The sequence below is a fragment of the Pseudomonas sp. G3-39 genome (assembly GCF_054790485.1).
In genome coordinates, this window is the sequence record NZ_CP186497.1 from 1,970,465 (window position 1) to 1,991,554 (window position 21,090).

2 protein-coding genes (1 of these 2 running past the window's edge) are annotated in these 21,090 nt (G+C 64.1%); both read left to right on the forward strand.

Annotated features, from left to right (window positions below; translation table 11 throughout):
* Entirely contained in the window at window positions 1-12,321 is a 12,321-nt protein-coding gene (locus ACOYXG_RS08930) for a non-ribosomal peptide synthetase (protein ID WP_460357100.1), read from the forward strand.
* A protein-coding gene (locus ACOYXG_RS08935; protein WP_460357103.1) for a non-ribosomal peptide synthase/polyketide synthase crosses the window boundary here: on the forward strand, window positions 12,321-21,090 show its 5' portion. 6,227 nt of this gene lie beyond the right edge of the window; only the first 8,770 of its 14,997 coding nucleotides appear in the window; the start codon lies at window positions 12,321-12,323; its stop codon lies off the right edge, out of view. Before ACOYXG_RS08930 ends, ACOYXG_RS08935 begins: the two co-directional genes overlap by 1 nt.

Consider the following 21,090-nt stretch of genomic DNA (forward strand, 5'->3'; position numbering starts at 1 on the left):
ATGAATGCTGAAGACTCCTTGAAACTTGCTCGCCGGTTTATCGGGTTGCCCCTGGAAAAGCGCCAGATGTTCCTCGCGGCCCTGCACAAGGAGGGCGTGGATTTCGCGCGGTTCCCGATACCCGCCGGCATCGCAGCCGAGGATCGTCAGGCGCTGTCTTACGCGCAGCGACGCATGTGGTTCCTGTGGCAACTCGATCCGCAGAGCGGCGCCTACAACCTGCCCGGTGCGGTGCGGCTCAACGGTCGACTGAACCTGGCGGCGCTGGAGCAAGCTTTCGCCAGTCTGGTGGAGCGCCACGAAACCCTGCGCACGGTGTTCCAGCGCCAGGCCGATGACAGCCTGCTGCAAGTGCCAGCCACCGCGCCGCTGCTGATTAACCGGGAAGACTTCAGCGCACTGCCGGCCAGCGAGCGCGAGCAGGCGGTGATCCGTGCCGCCGAACAGCAGTCGGTGTTGCCATTTGATCTGGCGGTCGGCCCCTTGCTGCGGGTGACCTTGCTCAAGCTTGCCGAGCAGGAACACGTGCTGCTGCTGACCCTGCACCACATCGTCTCCGATGGCTGGTCGATGAACGTGTTGATCGACGAATTCATCCGTTGCTACGACGCGTTCGACGCCGGTCAGACGCCGCAATTGCCGCCACTGCCGATCCAGTACAGCGACTATTCGCTGTGGCAACGCCGCTGGCTGGAGGCCGGTGAACAGGCGCGCCAGCTCGACTATTGGCAGGCGCAACTGGGCGACGAACACCCGGTGCTGGAGCTGCCACTGGATCATTCGCGCCCGGCGATGCCGAGCTATCGCGGCACTCGTTACGAGTTTGCGGTCGACGGCCAACTCGCCGAGCAACTGCGCAGCACTGCGCAACAGCATCAAGTCACTTTATTCATGTTCCTGCTCGGCGCCTTCAATGCGCTGCTGCACCGTTACACCGGGCAGACCGACCTGCGGGTCGGCGTGCCGATCGCCAACCGCAATCGCGGCGAGATCGAAGGCCTGATCGGCTTCTTCGTCAATACCCAGGTGCTGCGCACGCAGCTGCACGGACAGACTCGGGTCGATGAACTGTTGCGGGCGGTTAAGGAAACCGCGCTGGGTGCCCAGGCGCATCAGGATCTGCCGTTCGAGCAACTGGTCGAAGCGCTGAAGCTGGAACGCAGCCTCAGCCACACGCCACTGTTCCAGGTGATGTACAACCATCAGCCGCACGTCGCCGATATCGCCACCATTAGCACCGCATCCGGCCTGCAACTCGACAGCCTCGACTGGCAGAGCCGCACCACTCAGTTCGACCTGACGCTGGACACCTGGGAGAAGGGCGGCAAGCTGCACGCCGCGCTGACCTACGCCAGCGACCTGTTCGATGCACCGACCATCGAACGCATGGCGCGGCACTGGCTGCGCCTGCTGACGGCGATGGTCGCTGATCCGTCGCAGCGCATCGGTGAGTTGCCGCTGCTGGAGGCTGACGAGCAGCGCACGTTGGTGCACGACTGGAACAACGTCCACGCGCGATACCCGAGCGACACGCCGATTCACCAGTTGATCGAAGCACAGGTCGCGCGCACGCCGCAGGCACCGGCACTGGTATTCGGCGAACAGACCCTGAGTTATGCCGAACTGGATGCCCGAGCTAATCGTCTGGCGCATCTGTTGCGCGAACAGGGTGTGCAGGCGGACAGCCTGGTCGGCGTCTGTGCCCTGCGTTCGGTGGAAATGGTCGTCGCGCTGCTGGCGATTCTCAAGGCCGGCGGCGCCTACGTGCCGCTGGATCCGGAGTATCCGCAGGAGCGTCTGGCCTACATGATCGAGGACAGCGGCATCACCTTGCTGTTGACGCAACAGGCGCTGCTGGCAGCGCTGCCGACTGATGGAGTGAAACTCATCACCCTGGATCAGCCGGGGCTGCTCGACCGTTACAGCGATAGCCGTCCCAACGTCAGCGTCGATCCGCTGAACCTGGCGTACGTGATTTACACCTCGGGTTCCACCGGTAAACCGAAGGGCGCTGGCAACAGCCACGCGGCGCTGGTCAACCGTTTGTGCTGGATGCAGGAAGCCTATGCGCTGGATGCCAGTGATTCGGTGCTGCAGAAAACCCCGTTCAGTTTCGACGTGTCGGTGTGGGAGTTCTTCTGGCCGCTGCTGACCGGCGCACGGCTGGTGGTGGCCGCGCCGGGCGCGCACCGTGATCCGCTGCAACTGATCGATAGCATCAACCGCCACGGCATCAGCACGCTGCACTTTGTGCCGTCGATGTTGCAGGCGTTCATCCACGAACCGGGCGTGGAAAGCTGCAGCGGACTCAAGCGGATTGTCTGCAGCGGTGAAGCGTTGCCGCTGGATGCGCAACTGCAAGTCTTCGCCAAACTGCCGAACGCCAGCCTCTACAACTTGTACGGCCCGACCGAAGCGGCCATCGACGTCACCCACTGGACCTGTGTCGATGAAGGCGCGGACAGCGTGCCGATCGGCCGGCCGATCGCCAACCTGCGCACCCATGTCCTCGATGCCGAATTGCTGCCGGTGCCGAGCGGTGTCGCCGGTGAGCTGTATCTGGGCGGCGCCGGGCTGGCGCGCAGTTATCACCAGCGCCCGGCGCTGACGGCCGAACGTTTTGTGCCGTGCCCGTTCCATGACGGCGCGCGCCTGTACCGCACCGGCGACCGTGTGCGGCAGCGTGCCGACGGCGTGATCGAATACCTCGGGCGTCTCGACCATCAGGTTAAGTTGCGCGGTTTGCGCATTGAGTTGGGCGAAATCGAGACCCGCCTGATGCAGCACTCGCTGGTGCGTGAGGCGGTGGTGCTGGTGCAGGGCGGCAAGCATCTGGTGGCTTATCTGGTGCTGGAAAACCCGCAGGCAGACGAGCAGTGGCAGCAAGAGGTCAAGGCGTGGCTGCTCGGCAGTTTGCCGGAGTTCATGGTGCCGACCTACCTGATCACCCTCGACAAATTGCCGGTCACCGCCAACGGCAAGCTCGACCGCAAGGCCTTGCCACAACCGGATGCCGCGCCGCAACAGGCATTCGTGGCGCCACAGGACGCCATGCAGAAAGCCCTCGCGGCGATCTGGGAAGCTGTGCTCGGCCTCGACCGCGTCGGCCTCGAAGACAACTTCTTCGAACTGGGCGGCGATTCGATCATCTCGATTCAAGTGGTCAGCCGTGCGCGACAGGCCGGGATCCGCATCAGCCCGCGTGACCTGTTCCAGTACCAGACCGTGCGCAGTCTGGCGCTGGTCGCGAGCCACGATCATCTGTCCTCGGTGGATCAGGGCCCGGTGACCGGCGACGCCGTGCTCGGGCCGATCCAGCAGGATTTCTTCAGCCGCGCGATGCCGGTGCGCGAGCACTGGAACCAGTCGTTGCTGCTGACCCCGCGTGAGGCATTGAACGCACAATGGCTCGATGCGGCGCTGACGTACCTGATCAATCACCACGACGTCTTGCGCCTGCGTTTTGTCGAAAGCACCGAAGGCTGGCAGCAAAGCCACGGCCCGCTGCTGAGCAGCGCTGAACTGTGGCAACGCGATGCCAAATCTGCCGAACAGTTGCAGGCGCTGTGCAACGAAGCCCAGCGCAGCCTCGACCTGCAAAACGGCCCGCTGCTGCGTGCGTTGCTGGTGACGATGGCCGATGGCTCACAACGACTGGCACTGATCATTCATCACCTCGCGGTCGATGGCGTTTCCTGGCGGGTGCTGCTGGAAGACTTGCAGCAGGTTTACGAGCAACTGGCGGCGGGTGGCGGCATTCAGTTGCCGGCGAAGACCAGCGCGTTCCAGAGCTGGACGGCGCGTCTGGCGCAGGAAGCGTCGCGCTTCGATGAGCAATTGAGTTATTGGAAAGCCCAGCATCAGGGCGCCGAAGATCTGCCGTGCGACCGCCCGGATGGCAGCCTACACAACCTGCATGGCGAGAAAATCGAATGGCGTCTCGACGCCGAGCGCACCCGCCAGTTGCTGCAACAGGCGCCCGCCGCCTATCGCACCCAGGTCAACGATCTGTTGCTCACCGCACTGGCGCGCACCATCAGCCGCTGGAGCCAGCAGCCGGGCACGCTGATCGAACTGGAAGGCCACGGCCGCGAAGACCTATTCGATGATGTCGACCTGACCCGAACCGTGGGCTGGTTCACCAGTCTGTTCGCGGTCAACCTGACCGCCAGCGCTGATCTCGACGGTTCGATCAAGGCGATCAAGGAGCAACTGCGCGCGGTGCCGGACAAAGGTCTGGGTTACGGCGTGCTACGGCATCTGGCCGCACCGTCGGTGCGCGCCGAACTGGCCGCGCTGCCGCAACCGCGCATCACCTTCAACTACCTCGGCCAGTTCGACCGCCAGTTCGACGAAGCGGCGCTGTTCGTGCCGGCTGTTGAAACCAGCGGCGTGGCGCAGGATCCGTCGGCGCCTCTGGGCAACTGGCTGACCGTCGAAGGTCAGGTGTATGGCGGTGAACTGTCGATGAGCTGGGGCTTCAGCCGCGAGATGTTCGACAGCGCCACGGTGCAGCACCTGGTTGATCAATACGCCAGCGAATTGCAGGCGCTGATCGAACACTGCTGCAGCCTGCAAACCGCGCAAGCGACGCCGTCGGACTTCCCGCTGGCTCGGGTGACCCAGGCGCAACTGGATGCGCTGCCGGTGCCGGCCGGTCAGCTCGATGATGTCTATCCGCTGTCGCCGATGCAGCAGGGTTTGCTGTTCCACACCCTCTACGAGCAAGCGGCGGGGGAATACATCAACCAGTTGCGCGTGGATGTGCAAGGCCTTGACCCTGAGCGTTTCCGCGCCGCATGGCAGGCTACCGTCGATGCGCAGGACATTCTGCGCAGCGGTTTCGTCTGGCAGGGCGAACTGGCGCAACCGCTACAGATCGTCCATAAGCAGGTGCAGTTGCCATTCAGCATCCTCGACTGGCGCCAGCGCGTCGATCAGCCGGCAGCCCTCGCGGCGCTCGCCGATGCCGAGCGTCAGCAAGGATTCGATCTGAGCCATGCACCGTTGCTGCGTCTGGTGCTGGTGCAGACCGCTGCCGAGCAATGGCACCTGATCTACACCCATCACCACATTCTGATGGACGGCTGGAGCAACTCGCAGTTGCTCGGCGAAGTCTTGCAGCGCTACAGCGGTCGCACCCCGGCCCATGGCGGCGGACGGTATCGCGATTACATCGCCTGGCTGCAACGTCAGGACGGCCAGCTCAGTCAGGACTTCTGGAGCGGTCAATTGGCCGCGCTGCAAGAGCCGACCCGACTGGCCCGCGCCGCTACCGGCGGCGAAGGCGACAGCGGCCACGGTGACCATTACCTGACGCTGGACGTGCCGCGCACTCAGGCGCTGGAAGCGTTTGCCCGGCAGCAGAAAGTCACCGTCAACACTCTCGTGCAAGCTGCGTGGCTGCTGTTGCTGCAGCGCTACACCGGTCACGAGGCGGTGGCGTTCGGTGCGACCGTGGCCGGGCGTCCGGCGGATTTGCCGGGCATCGAGCAGCAAGTCGGCCTGTTCATCAACACCCTGCCGGTGATCGGCGCGCCGCGTCCGGACCAAAGCGTTGGCCAATGGCTGCAAGCGGTGCAGGCGCAAAACCTCAGCCTGCGCGACTTCGAACACACGCCGCTGGCGGACATCCAGCGCTGGGCCGGGCAGGGCGGGGAAGCGCTGTTCGACAACATTCTGGTGTTCGAAAACTACCCGGTCGCCCAGGCGCTGAGCCAGGCCGGGCAAGGCCTGACATTCGGTGATGTCGGCAACCTTGAGCAGACCCACTACGCCCTGAGCGTGGCGGTCACCCTCGGTCAGCAACTGGCGCTGCACTACAGCTTCGACCGCAGCCAGTTTGCCGGTGAGGTGATCGAAGGCATCAGTGCCCATCTGCTGCAATTGCTTGAGCAGTTTGCCGTGTCGGCCGAGCGCAACCTCGGCGAAATCGCTCTGGCCAGTGCTGACGAGCATGCCCGCCAGCAAGCCGAAAACCAGCCGCAGCCATACCCGCTGGACATCGCGGTGCATCAGCGCATTGCTGCGCTGGCGGCCGAGCGTCCGCAGCGCACCGCGGTGATCTTCAACGGTCAGCATTTCAGTTATGGCGAGATCGAGCAGCGTGCCAATCAACTGGCTCACGCGCTGATCGCCCGTGGTGTCGGCGCCGAGACTCGGGTCGGCGTGGCCCTGCCGCGCAGCGAGGCGGTGATCGTCGCGCTGCTGGCGGTGCTCAAGGCCGGCGGTGCCTATGTGCCGCTGGACACCAGTTATCCGCGTGAACGCCTGGCCTATCTGATCGAGGATTCAGGGCTGGCGCTGCTGATCAGCGATTCGTCGGTGTCGGCGCAGTTGCCGGTCGACGAGTCGGTACCGTTGCTGGAACTGGATCGTCTCGACCTGCGCGAATTGCCGATCACGGCGCCACAGGTGCCAGTCGATCCGCACAACCTCGCGTACGTGATCTACACCTCCGGTTCTACCGGCAATCCGAAAGGCGTCAGCGTTGCCCACGGCCCACTGGCGATGCATTGCCAGGCCATCGGTCAGCGCTACGAAATGCGCGACAGCGACTGCGAATTCCACTTCATGTCGTTCGCCTTCGACGGCGCCCACGAACGCTGGCTGACCAGCCTGACCCACGGGGCTTCGCTGCTGATTCGCGACGACACGCTGTGGACGCCGGAGCAGACCTATAACGCGATGATCGAACACCGCGTGAGCGTGGTTGCGTTCCCGCCGGTGTACCTGCAACAACTGGCCGAACACGCCGAGCGTGTCGGCAGCCCGCCGAAGGTGCGGATCTATTGCTTCGGCGGCGATGCGGTGCCGAGCGCCAGTTTCGAACGGGTCAAACGCGCGCTCGATCCGGACTACATCATCAACGGCTACGGCCCGACGGAAACCGTGGTCACGCCATTGATCTGGAAGGCTGGCCGTGAAGAGCCATGCGGTGCCGCTTACGCGCCGATCGGCAGCCGGATCGGCGACCGCAGCGCCTACGTGCTCGACGCCGATCTGAACCTGCTGCCACAAGGCATGGCCGGTGAGCTGTACCTCGGTGGTACCGGGTTGGCGCGGGGTTATCTGAACCGTCCGGGGCTGACCGCCGAGCGTTTTGTCGCCGACTCGTTCAGCGCAAATGGCGGCTTGCTGTATCGCACCGGTGACCTGGTGCGCCAGCGCGTCGACGGCACGTTCGACTATCTGGATCGCATCGACAATCAGGTGAAGATTCGTGGGTTCCGTATCGAACTGGGCGAAGTCGAAGCGGCGCTGCAAGCCCTCGACGGCGTGCGTGAAGCGGTGGTCGTGGCGCAGGAAGGCAGTGCCGGCAGTGGCAAGCGTCTGGTGGCCTACGTGGTCGGCGATTCAGCGAGTGCCGAGTTCACCGACCACCTGCGCGCGCAGCTCAAGGCCAGCCTGCCGGCGCACATGGTGCCGGCGTATGTCCTGCGTCTTGAACGCATGCCGCTGACGCCGAACGGCAAGCTCGATCGCAAGAACCTGCCAAAACCGGACGTCAGCCAACTGCAACAGGCCTACCTCGCGCCACAGACGGCGCTGGAACAGCAACTGGCGGCGATCTGGCAAGACGTGCTCAAGCTTGAGCAAGTCGGTGTCAGCGACAACTTCTTCGAACTGGGCGGCGATTCGATCATCTCGATTCAAGTGGTCAGCCGGGCGCGGCAGGCCGGGATTCGCTTCAGCCCCAAAGACCTGTTCCAGCACCAGACCATTCAGGCCCTCGCTACAGTCGCGCAGACCGGCGAAGCCGTGCAGCCCATCGATCAGCATGCGCAAACCGGCGAAACCGCGCTGCTGCCGATTCATCAGACATTCTTTGCCGAAGCGATTCCCGACCGTCACCACTGGAACCAGTCGGTGATGCTCAAGCCGACTCAGGCACTGGACGCTCAGGTACTGGAGCAAGCGCTGGATGCGTTGGTGGTGCAGCACGACAGCTTGCGTCTGGACTTTGTCGAGCAGGCTGCGGGTTGGTCGGCGCACTACCGCGACGTCGCCACGCAAGCGGGTGAAACCATTCTCTGGCAAGTCGAGGTCGCTGATCTCGCCGCCCTTGAGGCACTGGGCGACAAGGCCCAGCGCAGTCTGCAACTGAGCGGCGGTTCGCTGATCCGCGCGGTGCTGGCGAACCTGGCTGATGGCAGTCAGCGCCTGCTGCTGATCGTCCATCACCTGGTGGTCGATGGCGTGTCGTGGCGGATTCTGTTCGAAGATTTGCAACGTGCTTACCGGCAGATTCTCGCCGGTAACGCCGTGCAGTTGCCGGCCAAGACCAGTGCGGTCAAAGCCTGGGCGGCAGCGTTGCAGGACTACGCCCAAACCCCTGCGTTGCAGGCCGAGCTGGGCTTCTGGCAGCAGCAATTGCAGGGCGCTTCGGCGGCCTTGCCTTACGACCGGCCGCAGGGTGGTCAGCAACACGATCAGGCGCTGACCCTGCGCAGCAAACTCGATCAGACCCTGACCCGTCAGCTGTTGCAGGAAGCTCCGGCGGCTTATCGCACCCAGGTCAACGACCTGTTGCTGACCGCGCTGGCGCGGGTGCTGGTGCGCTGGACCGGGGACGACAATGCCTTGGTATTGCTTGAGGGCCATGGTCGCGAAGACCTGTTCGAACACATCGATCTGACCCGCACCGTGGGCTGGTTCACCAGCGTATTCCCGGCGCGTCTGGCACCGGCCGCCGAACTCGGCGCCTCGCTCAAACAGATCAAGGAGCAGCTGCGGGCGATTCCCCACAAGGGCATCGGCTTCGGCGCACTCGCGCACCTTGGTGATGAGCCGGCGCGTGCCACCCTGCAAGCCTTGCCGGCGCCGCGCCTGACTTTCAACTACCTCGGCCAGTTCGACGGCAGCTTCGACGCTGCCAGCGATGCCCTGTTCGTGCCGACCAGCGAGTCCGGCGGCGCAGAGGTCAATCTGCAAGGGCCGCTGGGCAATCCGCTGGCGCTCAACAGCAAGGTATTCGGCGGTGAGCTGGACCTGAGCTGGACCTACAGCGGCGCGATGTTCGACACCGCCACCATCCAGCGTCTGGCCGACGACTATGTGCAGGAACTGACCACGCTGATCGGCCACTGCTGCGACAGTGCCAACCGTGGCGTGACGCCGTCGGACTTCCCGCTGGCGCAACTGTCGCAAGCGCAACTGGATGCGCTGGTGCTGGAGCCGCAAGGCATCGACGACATTTATCCGCTGTCGCCGATGCAGCAGGGCATGCTGTTCCACACCTTGCTCGAACACGGCAACGGCGACTACATCAACCAGATGCGCCTGGACGTCGACGGCGTCGATCCGCAACGCTTCCGCGCAGCGTGGCAGGCGGTGGTGGATGCACATGACATCCTGCGCAGCGGCTTCTTCTGGCAAGGCGATCTACCGCAACCTGTGCAAGTGGTGCAGCGTCAGGTCGAGGTGCCGTTCAGCGTGCTCGACTGGCACGGCAGGACTGATCTGGAGGCAGCGCTGCAAACCCTCGCCGATGAGGAGCGCGCACTTGGTCTGGACCTGAGCTGTGCACCGCTGATGCGCCTGGTGCTGGTGCGCACTGCAGCCGAGCGTTATCACCTGATCTACACCAACCATCACATCCTGATGGACGGCTGGAGCAGCGCGCAGTTGCTCGGCGAAGTGTTGCAGCACTACAGCGGCGAAGCGGTCGCCCGTGGCGCGGGTCGCTACCGCGATTACATCGCCTGGCTGCAATGTCAGGATGGCGCGGCGGCGCAAGCCTACTGGCTGGCGACGCTGGGCAATCTGCAGGAACCGACGCGCCTGGCCAATGCCATCGCGCGGCCGCACGCCGGTTTGCCGAGCGTGGGTTATGGCGATCATTACCAGGTGCTGGACGCTGAGCTGAGCCAGCGCCTGGGCGAGTTTGCCCGGGCCGCGAAAGTCACCGTCAACACCGTGGTGCAAGCGGCGTGGCTGCTGCTGTTGCAGCGCTACACCGGCAAGGATTGCGTGGCGTTCGGTGCCACCGTCGCCGGGCGCCCGGCGGACCTGCCGGGTGCCGAAGCGCAGATCGGCCTGTTCATCAATACGCTGCCGGTGATCGCCGCACCGCCCGCGCAGCAGAGCGTGATCGCCTGGCTGCAAGCGGTGCAGGCGCAGAACCTCGCCTCGCGCGAGTTCGAACACACGCCGCTGGCGGATATTCAGCGCTGGGCCGGGCAGGGCGGTGACGCGCTGTTCGACAGCCTGATGGTGTTCGAGAACTACCCGATCGGCGAAGCACTGGAACGCGGTGCGCCGCAAGGTCTGCGCTTCGGCGCGGTGGCCAATCAGGAGCAGACCAACTATCCGCTGACCCTGCTGGTGAACATGGGCGCGCAACTGTCGGTGCATTTCAGTTATCAGCGCGACAGCTTCGCGGCGGCCAGCGTGGCGCAGTTGGGCGCGCATCTGCAGCGTCTGCTGAGCCAGATGGCGGATGGCGGTGAGCGTGCGCTCAGCGAGCTGAACCTGATCGAACACCGCCCGCAGGTGAACAGCGATTTCGCCACCGAGTTGTGCATCCATCAAGCCATCGCCCGTCAGGTGGCGGCGACTCCGGATGCCTTGGCGGTGACCTTCGCCCATACGCAACTGAGCTACGGTGAATTGGACGCGCAGGCCAATCGTCTGGCGCACAAGCTGCTTGAGCTGGGTGTTGGTCCGGAAGTGCGGGTGGGCGTGGCCATGCCGCGTTCCGAGCAGTTGCTGATTGCCTTGTTCGCGGTGCTCAAGGCTGGTGGCGCCTATGTGCCGCTGGACCCGGATTACCCGGCCGATCGCGTGGCTTACATGCTGGAGGACAGCCGGGCGCGGGTGTTGCTGACCGAACAGGCGGTTGCCTCGACCCTGAGCGTGCCGGGCGATACGCAAGTGCTGCTGATGGATCAGGTTTCGTTGGGCGGTTATTCGGCTGTTGCACCACAGACTGCGGTGCAGCCGGATAACCTCGCCTACGTGATCTACACCTCCGGTTCCACCGGCAAACCAAAAGGCGTGGCGATTGCCCATCGCAACGTCATGGCGCTGATCGACTGGTCGGCCAAGGTCTACAGCCGCGACGACATCCAAGGCGTTCTGGCCTCGACGTCGGTGTGCTTCGACCTGTCGGTGTGGGAGCTGTTTGTCACCTTGGCCAACGGCGGCTCGCTGATCATCGCCCGTAATGCGCTGGAGCTGCCGCAACTGCCGGCCCGCGATCAGGTGCGCCTGATCAATACCGTGCCGTCGGCGATTGCTGCGCTACAGCGTGCCGGGCAGATTCCGCCAAGCGTGCGCATCATCAATCTGGCGGGTGAACCGCTGAAACAAGCGCTGGTGGAGGCGTTGTATCAGCAGTCGACGGTCGAGCACGTCTACGACCTGTACGGCCCGTCGGAAGACACCACCTATTCGACCTGGACCCGCCGCAGTGCTGGTGGCCAGGCGCGGATTGGTCGCGCGCTCGAGCACAGCGCCAGCCATCTGCTGGATGCTGATCTGCACGCAGTGCCGCAGGGCGTTTCGGCCGAGCTGTACCTGTCCGGCGCCGGCATCACGCGCGGTTATCTGGGGCGTGCGGCGATGACCGCCGAGCGCTTCGTGCCGAATCCTTTCGTCGGCAACGGCGAGCGCATGTACCGCACCGGCGACCTGATTCGAGAGCGCGAGGAGGGCGAGCTGGAGTACATGGGCCGGATCGACCATCAGGTGAAAATTCGTGGATTCCGCATCGAACTGGGGGAGATCGAGGCGCGATTGCTCGCGCAACCGGCAGTCACTGAGGCCGCGGTGCTGGCCGTCGAGAGCGACACCGGCGCGCAACTGGTGGCGTATGTGGTTGCCCCGTCACTGGAGATGCACGACGGGGACGCGCAGCGCCAACTGCGCGAGGGACTAAAGACTGGCCTCAAGTCTTCGTTACCTGACTACATGATTCCCGCGCACCTGCTGTTCCTTGAGCAGTTGCCACTGACCCCCAACGGCAAACTCGACCGCAAGGCCCTGCCGGCGGTCGATGCCAGCCAGATGCAGGCCGCGTATGTCGCGCCGCACAGTGAGCTTGAGCAGCAGGTCGCGGCGATCTGGCAGCAAGTGCTCGAAGTGCAACGCATCGGTCTGAACGATCACTTCTTCGAACTCGGCGGGCACTCGCTGCTGGCGGTCAACGTGGTGTCGCGCATGGCTCTTGAACTGGGCCTGACGCTGACCCCGCAACTGTTATTCCAGCACCCCGTCCTGAGCGATTTTGTCGCTCGACTCGATACAGGAGGCGGGGCAATCAACGAACAGAAACTGAGCAAGCTGGAAGCCCTGCTTGACGATATGGAGGAAGTCTGATGGACAAGAGTGTTGCTTTGAGGGTAGCCAAGCGCTTTATCACTCTGCCGCTGGACAAACGTAAGCTGTACCTGGAAAAGATGCTCGAAGAGGGCGTCTCTCCGGCCAACCTGCCGATCCCGGAAACACGTTCCGGGTTTGCGGCGATTCCTCTGTCGTACGCTCAGGAACGGCAACTGTTCCTCTGGCAAATGGACCCGCACAGCACCGCGTATCACATCCCCAGCGCCCTGCGCCTCAAGGGGCGGCTGGATGTGGCGGCGCTGGAGCGCAGCTTTAACGCGGTGGCGGCGCGTCACGAAAGCCTGCGCACCACTTTCGCCGAGCAGGGTGAAAGCTTTTGCCAGGTAATTCATCCGCAGCTGCCGCTGAGCATCAGCCTGGCGGCATTGCCGGAGGGCCTCGACGCCGCCGGGGAAGACGCCGCGATCAAGGCCTTCGTCGAAAGCGAAACCGCGCGCCCGTTCAATTTGCAGCAGGGTCCGCTGTTGCGGGTGGCGCTGCTCGAAGTGGCACCGAACGATCATGTACTGGTGCTGATCCAGCACCACATCATCTCCGATGGCTGGTCGATCAAAGTCCTGGTCAACGAGCTGATCCAGCATTACGCCGCCGACACCGCCGGGCAGCCGCTGAGCCTGCCGGAACTGGAAATACAGTACGCCGACTACGCGATCTGGCAGCGGCACTGGCTGGAAGCGGGCGAGCGTGAGCGCCAGTTGGCCTACTGGGTCAAGACCCTGGGCGGCGAGCAGCCGGTGCTGGAGCTGCCGATCGATTTCCCGCGTCCGGCCGTGCAAAGCCTGCGCGGTGCGCGGCTGGAACTGAACCTGCCGGCTGACCTCGGTGACGCCCTCAAACAGCTGGCGCAGCGCGAAGGTGCGAGCCTGTTCATGCTGCTGCTGGCGTCGTTCCAGGCGTTGCTGCATCGCTACAGCGGTCAGGCGCAGATTCGCGTCGGGGTGCCGACCGCCAACCGTAACCGGGTCGAGACCGAAGGCCTGATCGGCTTCTTCGTCAACACGCAGGTGCTGAGTGCCGAGGTCAGCGGGCAACTGCCGTTCAACCAGTTGCTGGCTCAGGTCAAGCAGGCGGCTATGGCCGCGCAGGCGCATCAGGATCTGCCGTTCGAGCAACTGATCGAAGCCCTGCAACCGGAGCGCAGCCTGAGCCACAGCCCGGTGTTCCAGGTGATGTTCAACCACCAGACCAGCCGTGATCAGGGACGTAGCGCGGCGCAGTTGCCGCAGCTGAGTGTCGAGGATGTGCAGTGGGAAGGGCGCACCGCGCAGTTCGACCTGACGCTGAATACCTACGAATCCAGCGACGGCTTTGCCGCCGAGCTGACCTACGCCACTGACCTGTTCAAAGCTGAAACCGTCGAGCGTCTGGCACGTCATTGGCAGAACCTGCTGCGTGGCATCGTCGCCGCGCCGAGCCAGCGCGTCGGCGAATTGCCGTTGCTGGAAAGCGCCGAGCACGGCGTGCTGTTGCAGGACTGGTTGCGCAGCGCCGACCGCACCGCGCAAGCCGAATGCGTGCAGCAGGATTTCTCCCGGCGTGCGCAGCAAACGCCGCAGGCCACGGCCCTGATCATCGGCGAAGACGTGCTGAGCTACGGCGAGCTGGATGCCCGCTCCAGTCAACTGGCGCACAAGCTGATCGAGGCCGGTGTCGGCCCGGATCAACTGGTCGGTATCGCCGTCGAGCGCAGCGTGGAAATGATCGTCGGCCTGCTGGCGATCCTCAAGGCTGGCGGTGCTTATGTGCCGCTGGACCCGGCGTATCCGCAGGATCGTCTGGCCTACATGATCGAGGACAGCGGCCTGCAATTGCTGCTGACCCAAAGCCATTTGCAGACGCAGCTGCCGATCCCGCCGGGCGTGCAAGCGCTGTTGTTGGATCAACCACACGAGTGGCTGGCGGCTTATCCACAGACCGCGCCGGAATTGGCCGTCAATGGCGAGCATCTGGCCTACACGATCTACACCTCCGGTTCCACTGGCAAACCCAAAGGCGTGATGGTGCGCCACGCGGCGCTGAGCAATTTTGTCGCGAGCATGATCAAGCAGCCGGGTATCGTGGCCACGGATCGCATGCTGTCGCTGACCACGTTCTCGTTCGATATTTTCGGCCTGGAAATCTACGGCCCATTGCTGGCCGGCGCCTGTGTGGTGCTGACCGGCAAGGATGTGCATCAAGACCCGCAAGCGGTGCTCGAACTGATTGCGCGTCATGGCGTGACGGCGCTGCAAGCCACGCCCTCGACCTGGCGCATGCTGCTGGACAATGAACAGGCGCCAATCCTGGCGGGCCGCACGTTCCTCTGTGGCGGTGAAGCGCTGCCGCAGGAACTGGCGCAACGCATGCTCGCACTGACGCCGAGCGTGTGGAACCTCTACGGCCCGACCGAAACCACTATCTGGTCGGCGCAGCACGCCTTGAGTGTGGACAACAGCCGTCCATTCCTCGGCACGCCGATCGACAACACCGCGTTGTACATCCTCGGCAGCGACCTTGAGCTCAATCCGCTCGGCGCCCCGGGTGAGCTGCTGATCGGCGGCGACGGCCTCGCGCGTGGTTACTTCCAGCGCCCGAGCCTGACCGCCGAACGTTTTGTCCCGGATCCCTTTTCGAAAACCGGCGCGCGCCTGTACCGCACCGGCGACCTGACCCGTTACCGCGCCGAAGGCGTGATCGAGTACATCGGGCGGATCGACCATCAGGTGAAAATCCGTGGTTTCCGGATTGAACTCGGCGAGATCGAAGCGCGTTTGCTCGCCCTCGATAGCGTGCGCGAAACCGTGGTAGTCGCTCAGGATGGCCCGACCGGCCCGCAACTGGTCGGCTATGTGGTGCCGACCGCCGAGGCTTTTGATGAAGGCGAACTGCGCGCCGCATTGAAAACCAGCCTCAAGGCCGAGCTGCCGGAATACATGGTGCCGGCGCACCTGTTGTTCCTCGCGCAACTGCCGCTGACGCCGAACGGCAAAGTCGACCGCAAAGCCTTGCCGGCACCTGACGCCAGCCAGCTGCAATCGACTTACCTCGCGCCGCAAACCGCCACTCAGCACAGTGTCGCCGAGATCTGGCAAGCGGTGCTCAAGCTTGATCGCGTGGGCCTGAGCGATAACTTCTTCGAACTGGGCGGCCACTCGTTGCTGGTCACGCAAGTGGTCTCGCGGGTGCGTCAGACGCTGAACGTGCAGGTGCCGCTGCGCACGTTGTTCGAACACAGCACGCTGGAAGACTTCGTCGCCGCGCTGGGTGTCGATCAGGCGCACCGGGAGCCGCCGATTGTTGCCTTGCCACGCCTGCAACCGCTGGCGCTGTCCTATGCCCAGGAGCGTCAGTGGTTCCTCTGGCAACTGGAACCGACCAGCACCGCTTATCACGTGCCGGCGGCGCTGCGTCTGCGCGGTGAGCTGGATCTGCCGGCGTTGCAGCGCAGCTTCGACGCGCTGATCGAGCGCCACGAATCGCTGCGCACCTGCTTCGTCGAACAGCAGGGTCAGACCTTGCAAGTGATCCAGGCTCGCGGCACGCTCGATCTGCAGGTGCAGGACGTGGCGGCGGAGCTCGACGAGGCGGCGCTGCAAGCGCTGGTCGCCGCCGAAACCCTGCACCTGTTCAATCTACAGCAAGGCCCGTTGCTGCGGGTCAAACTGCTGCGTCTGGCCGCCGATGACCACGCACTGGTCATCACTCTGCATCACATCGTCTCCGATGGCTGGTCGATGAATGTCATGGTCGATGAGCTGGTGGCGTTGTATGCCGCCTACAGCCAGGGCCAGAGCGTGCAATTGCCGGCGCTGCCGGTGCAATACGCCGACTACGCCGTGTGGCAGAAACAGTGGATGGACGCCGGTGAACGCGAGCGGCAATTGAGCTACTGGGCCGCACAACTCGGCGATGGTGATCAACCGCTGCTGGAGTTGCCGATCGACCGTCCGCGTCCAGCCGAGCAGAGCTATCGTGGCGCCCGTCGCGATATCCCGCTGAGCCGCGAACTGGCCACCGCGCTCAAGCAACTGGCGCAGCGCGAGAACGTCACGCTGTTTGCGCTGTTGCTGGCGTCGTTCCAGACCTTGCTGCATCGCTACAGCGGTCAGGCCGATATCCGCGTCGGCGTGCCGGTGGCCAACCGCAACCGGGTCGAGACCGAAGGCTTGATCGGCTTCTTCGTCAACACCCAGGTACTCAAGACCGAGTTCGACAGTCAGCAGACGTTCCGCAGCCTGCTGCAGCAAGTGAAAAATACGGTGCTCGCTGCCCAGGCGCATCAGGATCTGCCGTTCGAACAACTGGTCGACGCGCTGCAACCGGAGCGCAGCCTCAGCCACAGCCCGCTGTTCCAGGTGATGCACAACCACCAGAGCCAGGTGCGTCAGGCGCAGGGCGCCACGCGTCTGCCAAAACTGGCGATTGAAGGCTTGCCGTGGGCGTCCAGTACCGCGCAGTTCGACCTGACCCTGAACACTTTTGAATCGAGCGACAACGTCTGGGCCGAGCTGACCTATGCCACCGACCTGTTCGACGTCGAAACCATCGAACGCCTGGCGCAACACTGGACCCGTCTGCTGCAAGGCATCGTTGCCGACAGCGCTCAGCGCATCGCCGAACTGCCGCTGCATGACGCGGCCGAACGCTCGGCGACCTTGCAGCAGTGGAACCCGGACATCCGCGATTTCCCGAGCGAACAGTGCCTGCATCAACGGATCGAACAACAAGCCGCCCGCGCCCCGCAAGCGATTGCCGTGAGCTGTGCCGGGCAGTCCCTGAGCTACGGCGAGCTCAACAGTCGCGCCAACCAGTTGGCCCACAAGCTGATTGCCAGCGGTGTCGGCCCGGACGTGCGCGTCGGTCTGGCGGTGGAGCGCAGCCTCGACATGCTGGTCGGCCTGCTGGCGATTCTCAAGGCCGGCGGCGCCTATGTGCCGCTGGACCCGACGTACCCGGAAGAACGCCTGAGCTACATGATCGGCGACAGCGGCATCGCCTTGTTGCTGACCCAGAGTCATCTGCTGGGTCGTCTGCCGGTACCCGATTCGCTGCGCAGCCTGATGCTCGATCAGGAACGTGACGGTCTGGAAGGCTACAGCGACAGCAATCCGCAGGTACGCATGAGCCCGGACAACCTGGCTTACGTGATCTACACCTCCGGTTCCACCGGTCAGCCGAAGGGCACATTGCTGGCCCATCGCAACGTGCTGCGCCTGTTCGAAGCCACTGATGCGTGGTTCGATTTCGGCGCCGCGGATGTCTGGAGCCTGTTCCACTCCTACGCCTTCGATTTCTCGGTGTGGGAGATTTTCGGGGCGCTGCTGTACGGCGGCAAACTGCTGGTGGTGCCTTACGAGGTCAGCCGCTCGCCGGAAGATTTCTTCGCCTTGCTCTGCCGCGAAGGCGTCACCGTGCTCAACCAGACGCCATCGGCGTTCAAGCAATTGATGCAAGTGGCTTGCGCCCCGCAGCATGCGGCGCAAGCACTGGCGCTGCGTTATGTGGTGTTCGGCGGCGAGGCGCTGGAGGTCAAAAGCCTGCGTCCATGGTTCGAGCGTTTCGGCGATCAGGCACCGCAACTGATCAACATGTACGGCATCACCGAAACCACCGTGCACGTGACCTACCGGCCGATTTCGCTGGCCGACTTGCAGCGTGACGCCAGCAGTCCGATCGGCGAACCGATTCCCGATCTGTCCTGGTACTTGCTCGACGGTGATCTGAATCCGGTCGCCAAAGGCTGCATCGGTGAGCTGTACGTCGGTCGTGCCGGCCTGGCTCGCGGTTACCTGAACCGTGCGGATCTGACCAGCCTGCGCTTCATTCCCGACCCGTTCGCCGCTGATGGCGGGCGTCTGTACCGTACCGGTGACCTGGCGCGCTATCGCGCCGACGGCGTGATCGAATACATCGGCCGGATCGACCATCAGGTGAAAATTCGCGGTTTCCGTATCGAACTCGGCGAGATCGAAGCGCAACTGCTGGAACAGGCTGCCGTGCGCCAGGCCGTGGTGCTGGCGCAGCCGGGCCTCAGCGGTCAGCAACTGGTGGCGTATCTGGTGCCAGGCGACGCCGCGCTGCTCGACGCAAGCCCGGCCGAACAGGCGCTGTGGCGCGACAGCGTGCGCGCCGAACTCAAGGCCAGTCTGCCGGATCACATGGTCCCGGCGCACCTGTTGCTGCTGGCGCAATTGCCGTTGACCGCCAACGGCAAACTCAATCGCAATGCCTTGCCGTCACCGGACGCCAGCCAGGCGCAGCAGACCTATCAGGCGCCGCAAAGCGCGATGGAGCAGGGGCTGGCCGCGATCTGGCAAGACGTGCTGAAGCTGCCGCAGGTCGGCATCCACGACAACTTCTTCGAATTGGGCGGTGACTCGATCATCTCGATTCAGGTGGTCAGTCGCGCCCGTCAGGCCGGCATCCGCCTCAATCCCAAAGACTTGTTCCAGCACCAGACCGTGCAGCGTCTGGCGCTGGTCGCGCAGTGGGGCGGCGACGAATCGACGATTGATCAGCAAGCTGCGAGCGGTGCGGCGTTGCTGCTGCCGATCCAGCAGCAGTTCTTCGCCGACGAGATTCCGCAGCGTCATCACTGGAACCAGTCGGTACTGCTGCAACCACGTCAGGCGCTGGACGCTGAAAAGGTCGAGCAGGTGTTGCGCGCACTGGTCGCTCATCACGATGCCTTGCGCCTGAGCTTCACCCAGCGCGATGGCGTGTGGCAGGCCGAGCATCGCGCGGTCGAAGCGCTGCCGCAGAACCTGCTTTGGCAGGAACAGGTCGCGGATGCCGCCGCCCTTGAAGCCTTGGGTAACCGCGCCCAGCGCAGCCTCGATCTGCAACACGGGCCGTTGCTGCGTGCGGTGCTGGCAAATCTGGCCGATGGCACTCAGCGTTTGCAGTTGGTGATTCATCACCTGGCGGTGGACGGCGTGTCGTGGCGGATTCTGCTGGAAGACCTGCAGAACGCTTATCAGCAATTGCTGAATGATCAGCCGTTGAGCCTGCCGTCCCGGACCAGCGCCTTCAAGGACTGGAGCGAGCATTTGCAGCGTTACGCTAACAGCCCGGCGTTGCAGGCCGAACTGGATTATTGGCAGGCCTGCCTGAGCGATGTAAGTACCGATCTGCCGTGCAAACGCGTTGACGCCAGTCAGGACAATCGTCTGGCCCAGACCGTACAAACCCGGCTCGGCACCGAGCTGACCCGCCAACTGCTGCAAGAGGCCCCGGCGGCGTACCGCACCCAGGTGAACGATCTGTTGCTGACGGCACTGGCGCGGGTCATCGGTCGCTGGAGCGGGCAGGCGTCGACGCTGATCCAGCTCGAAGGCCATGGTCGCGAAGAACTGTTCGACGGTGTCGATCTGACCCGCACGGTGGGCTGGTTCACCAGCCTGTTCCCGGTGCGCCTGACGCCGGTAGAGACGCTTGGCGAGTCGATCAAGCAGATCAAGGAACAACTGCGCTCGATCCCCAACAAGGGCATCGGTTTCGGCGCTTTGCGTTACCTCGGTGATGCCCGCGCGCAGCAGAGCTTGCAGGCCTTGCCGAGCCCGCGCATCACCTTCAACTACCTTGGGCAGTTCGACGGTAGTTTCGCTGGCGACGAGGCTGCGCTGTTCGTGCCGTCGCCGGATAACGCCGGCCTCGATCAGAGCCCGGAGGCGCCGCTGGGCAACTGGCTGACTCTCAACGGTCAAGTGTATGGCGGCGAGCTGCGGGTGGGCTGGACGTTCAGCCGCGAGCGTTTCGACGGCGCGGTGATCGAAGCCCTGGCCGAAGATTACGCTGCAGAACTCGCAGCGTTGATCGGCCATTGCCTGACCCCGGGCATCGAAGACCTGACCCCGTCGGACTTCCCGTTGGCCGGCCTGACGCAGGCGCAGCTCGATCAGTTTCCGCTGGCGCCACGCCAGGTCGCCGATGTGTATCCGCTGTCGGCGATGCAGCAGGGCATGTTGTTCCACAGCCTCTACGAGCAGGCCACCGGCGATTACATCAACCAGGTCCGGCTCGATGTCGAAGGCCTCGATCCGCAACGCTTCCAGCAGGCCTGGCAAGCGGCGGTGGACAACCACGACATCCTGCGCAGCAGCTTTGTCTGGCAGGGTGAACTGGCGCGTCCAGTGCAGGTGGTGCACAAGCAACTGGACATGCCGTTCCGCGTCCTCGACTGGCGTGATCGTGACGATTGCCACAGCGATCTGAATGCACTGGCGGCTGCCGAACAGGCGCAAGGTTTCGACCTGAGCCAGGGGCCGCTATTGCGCATGGTCGTGGTGCGTCTGGACGAGCAGCGCTGCCACTTGATCTACACCAACCACCACATCCTGATGGACGGCTGGAGCAACTCGCAGTTGCTTGGCGAAGTCCTGCAGCGCTACAGCGGGGTTGCCCAGCCGCCACTGGCCGGACGTTATCGCGATTACATCGAATGGCTGCAGCGCCAGGACGTGCAGGCCAGCGAGCGTTACTGGACCGCACAACTGGCTGACCTGCAAGCGCCGACCTTGCTGGCGCAAGCGTTGCAGGCGCAGCGCGGCGATGCACCGCGCGACGGCCACGGTGAACATTTCTGCGTACTCGATGCTGAGCAGACGCGGCGTCTGGGCGAGTTTGCGCGCCAGCAGAAAGTCACCCTCAACACGCTGATTCAGGCGGCATGGCTGCTGCTGTTGCAGCGCCTGACCGGCCAGCCGTGTGTGGCGTTCGGCGCCACGGTGGCGGGGCGTCCGGCCGAGCTCAAAGGCGTCGAGCAGC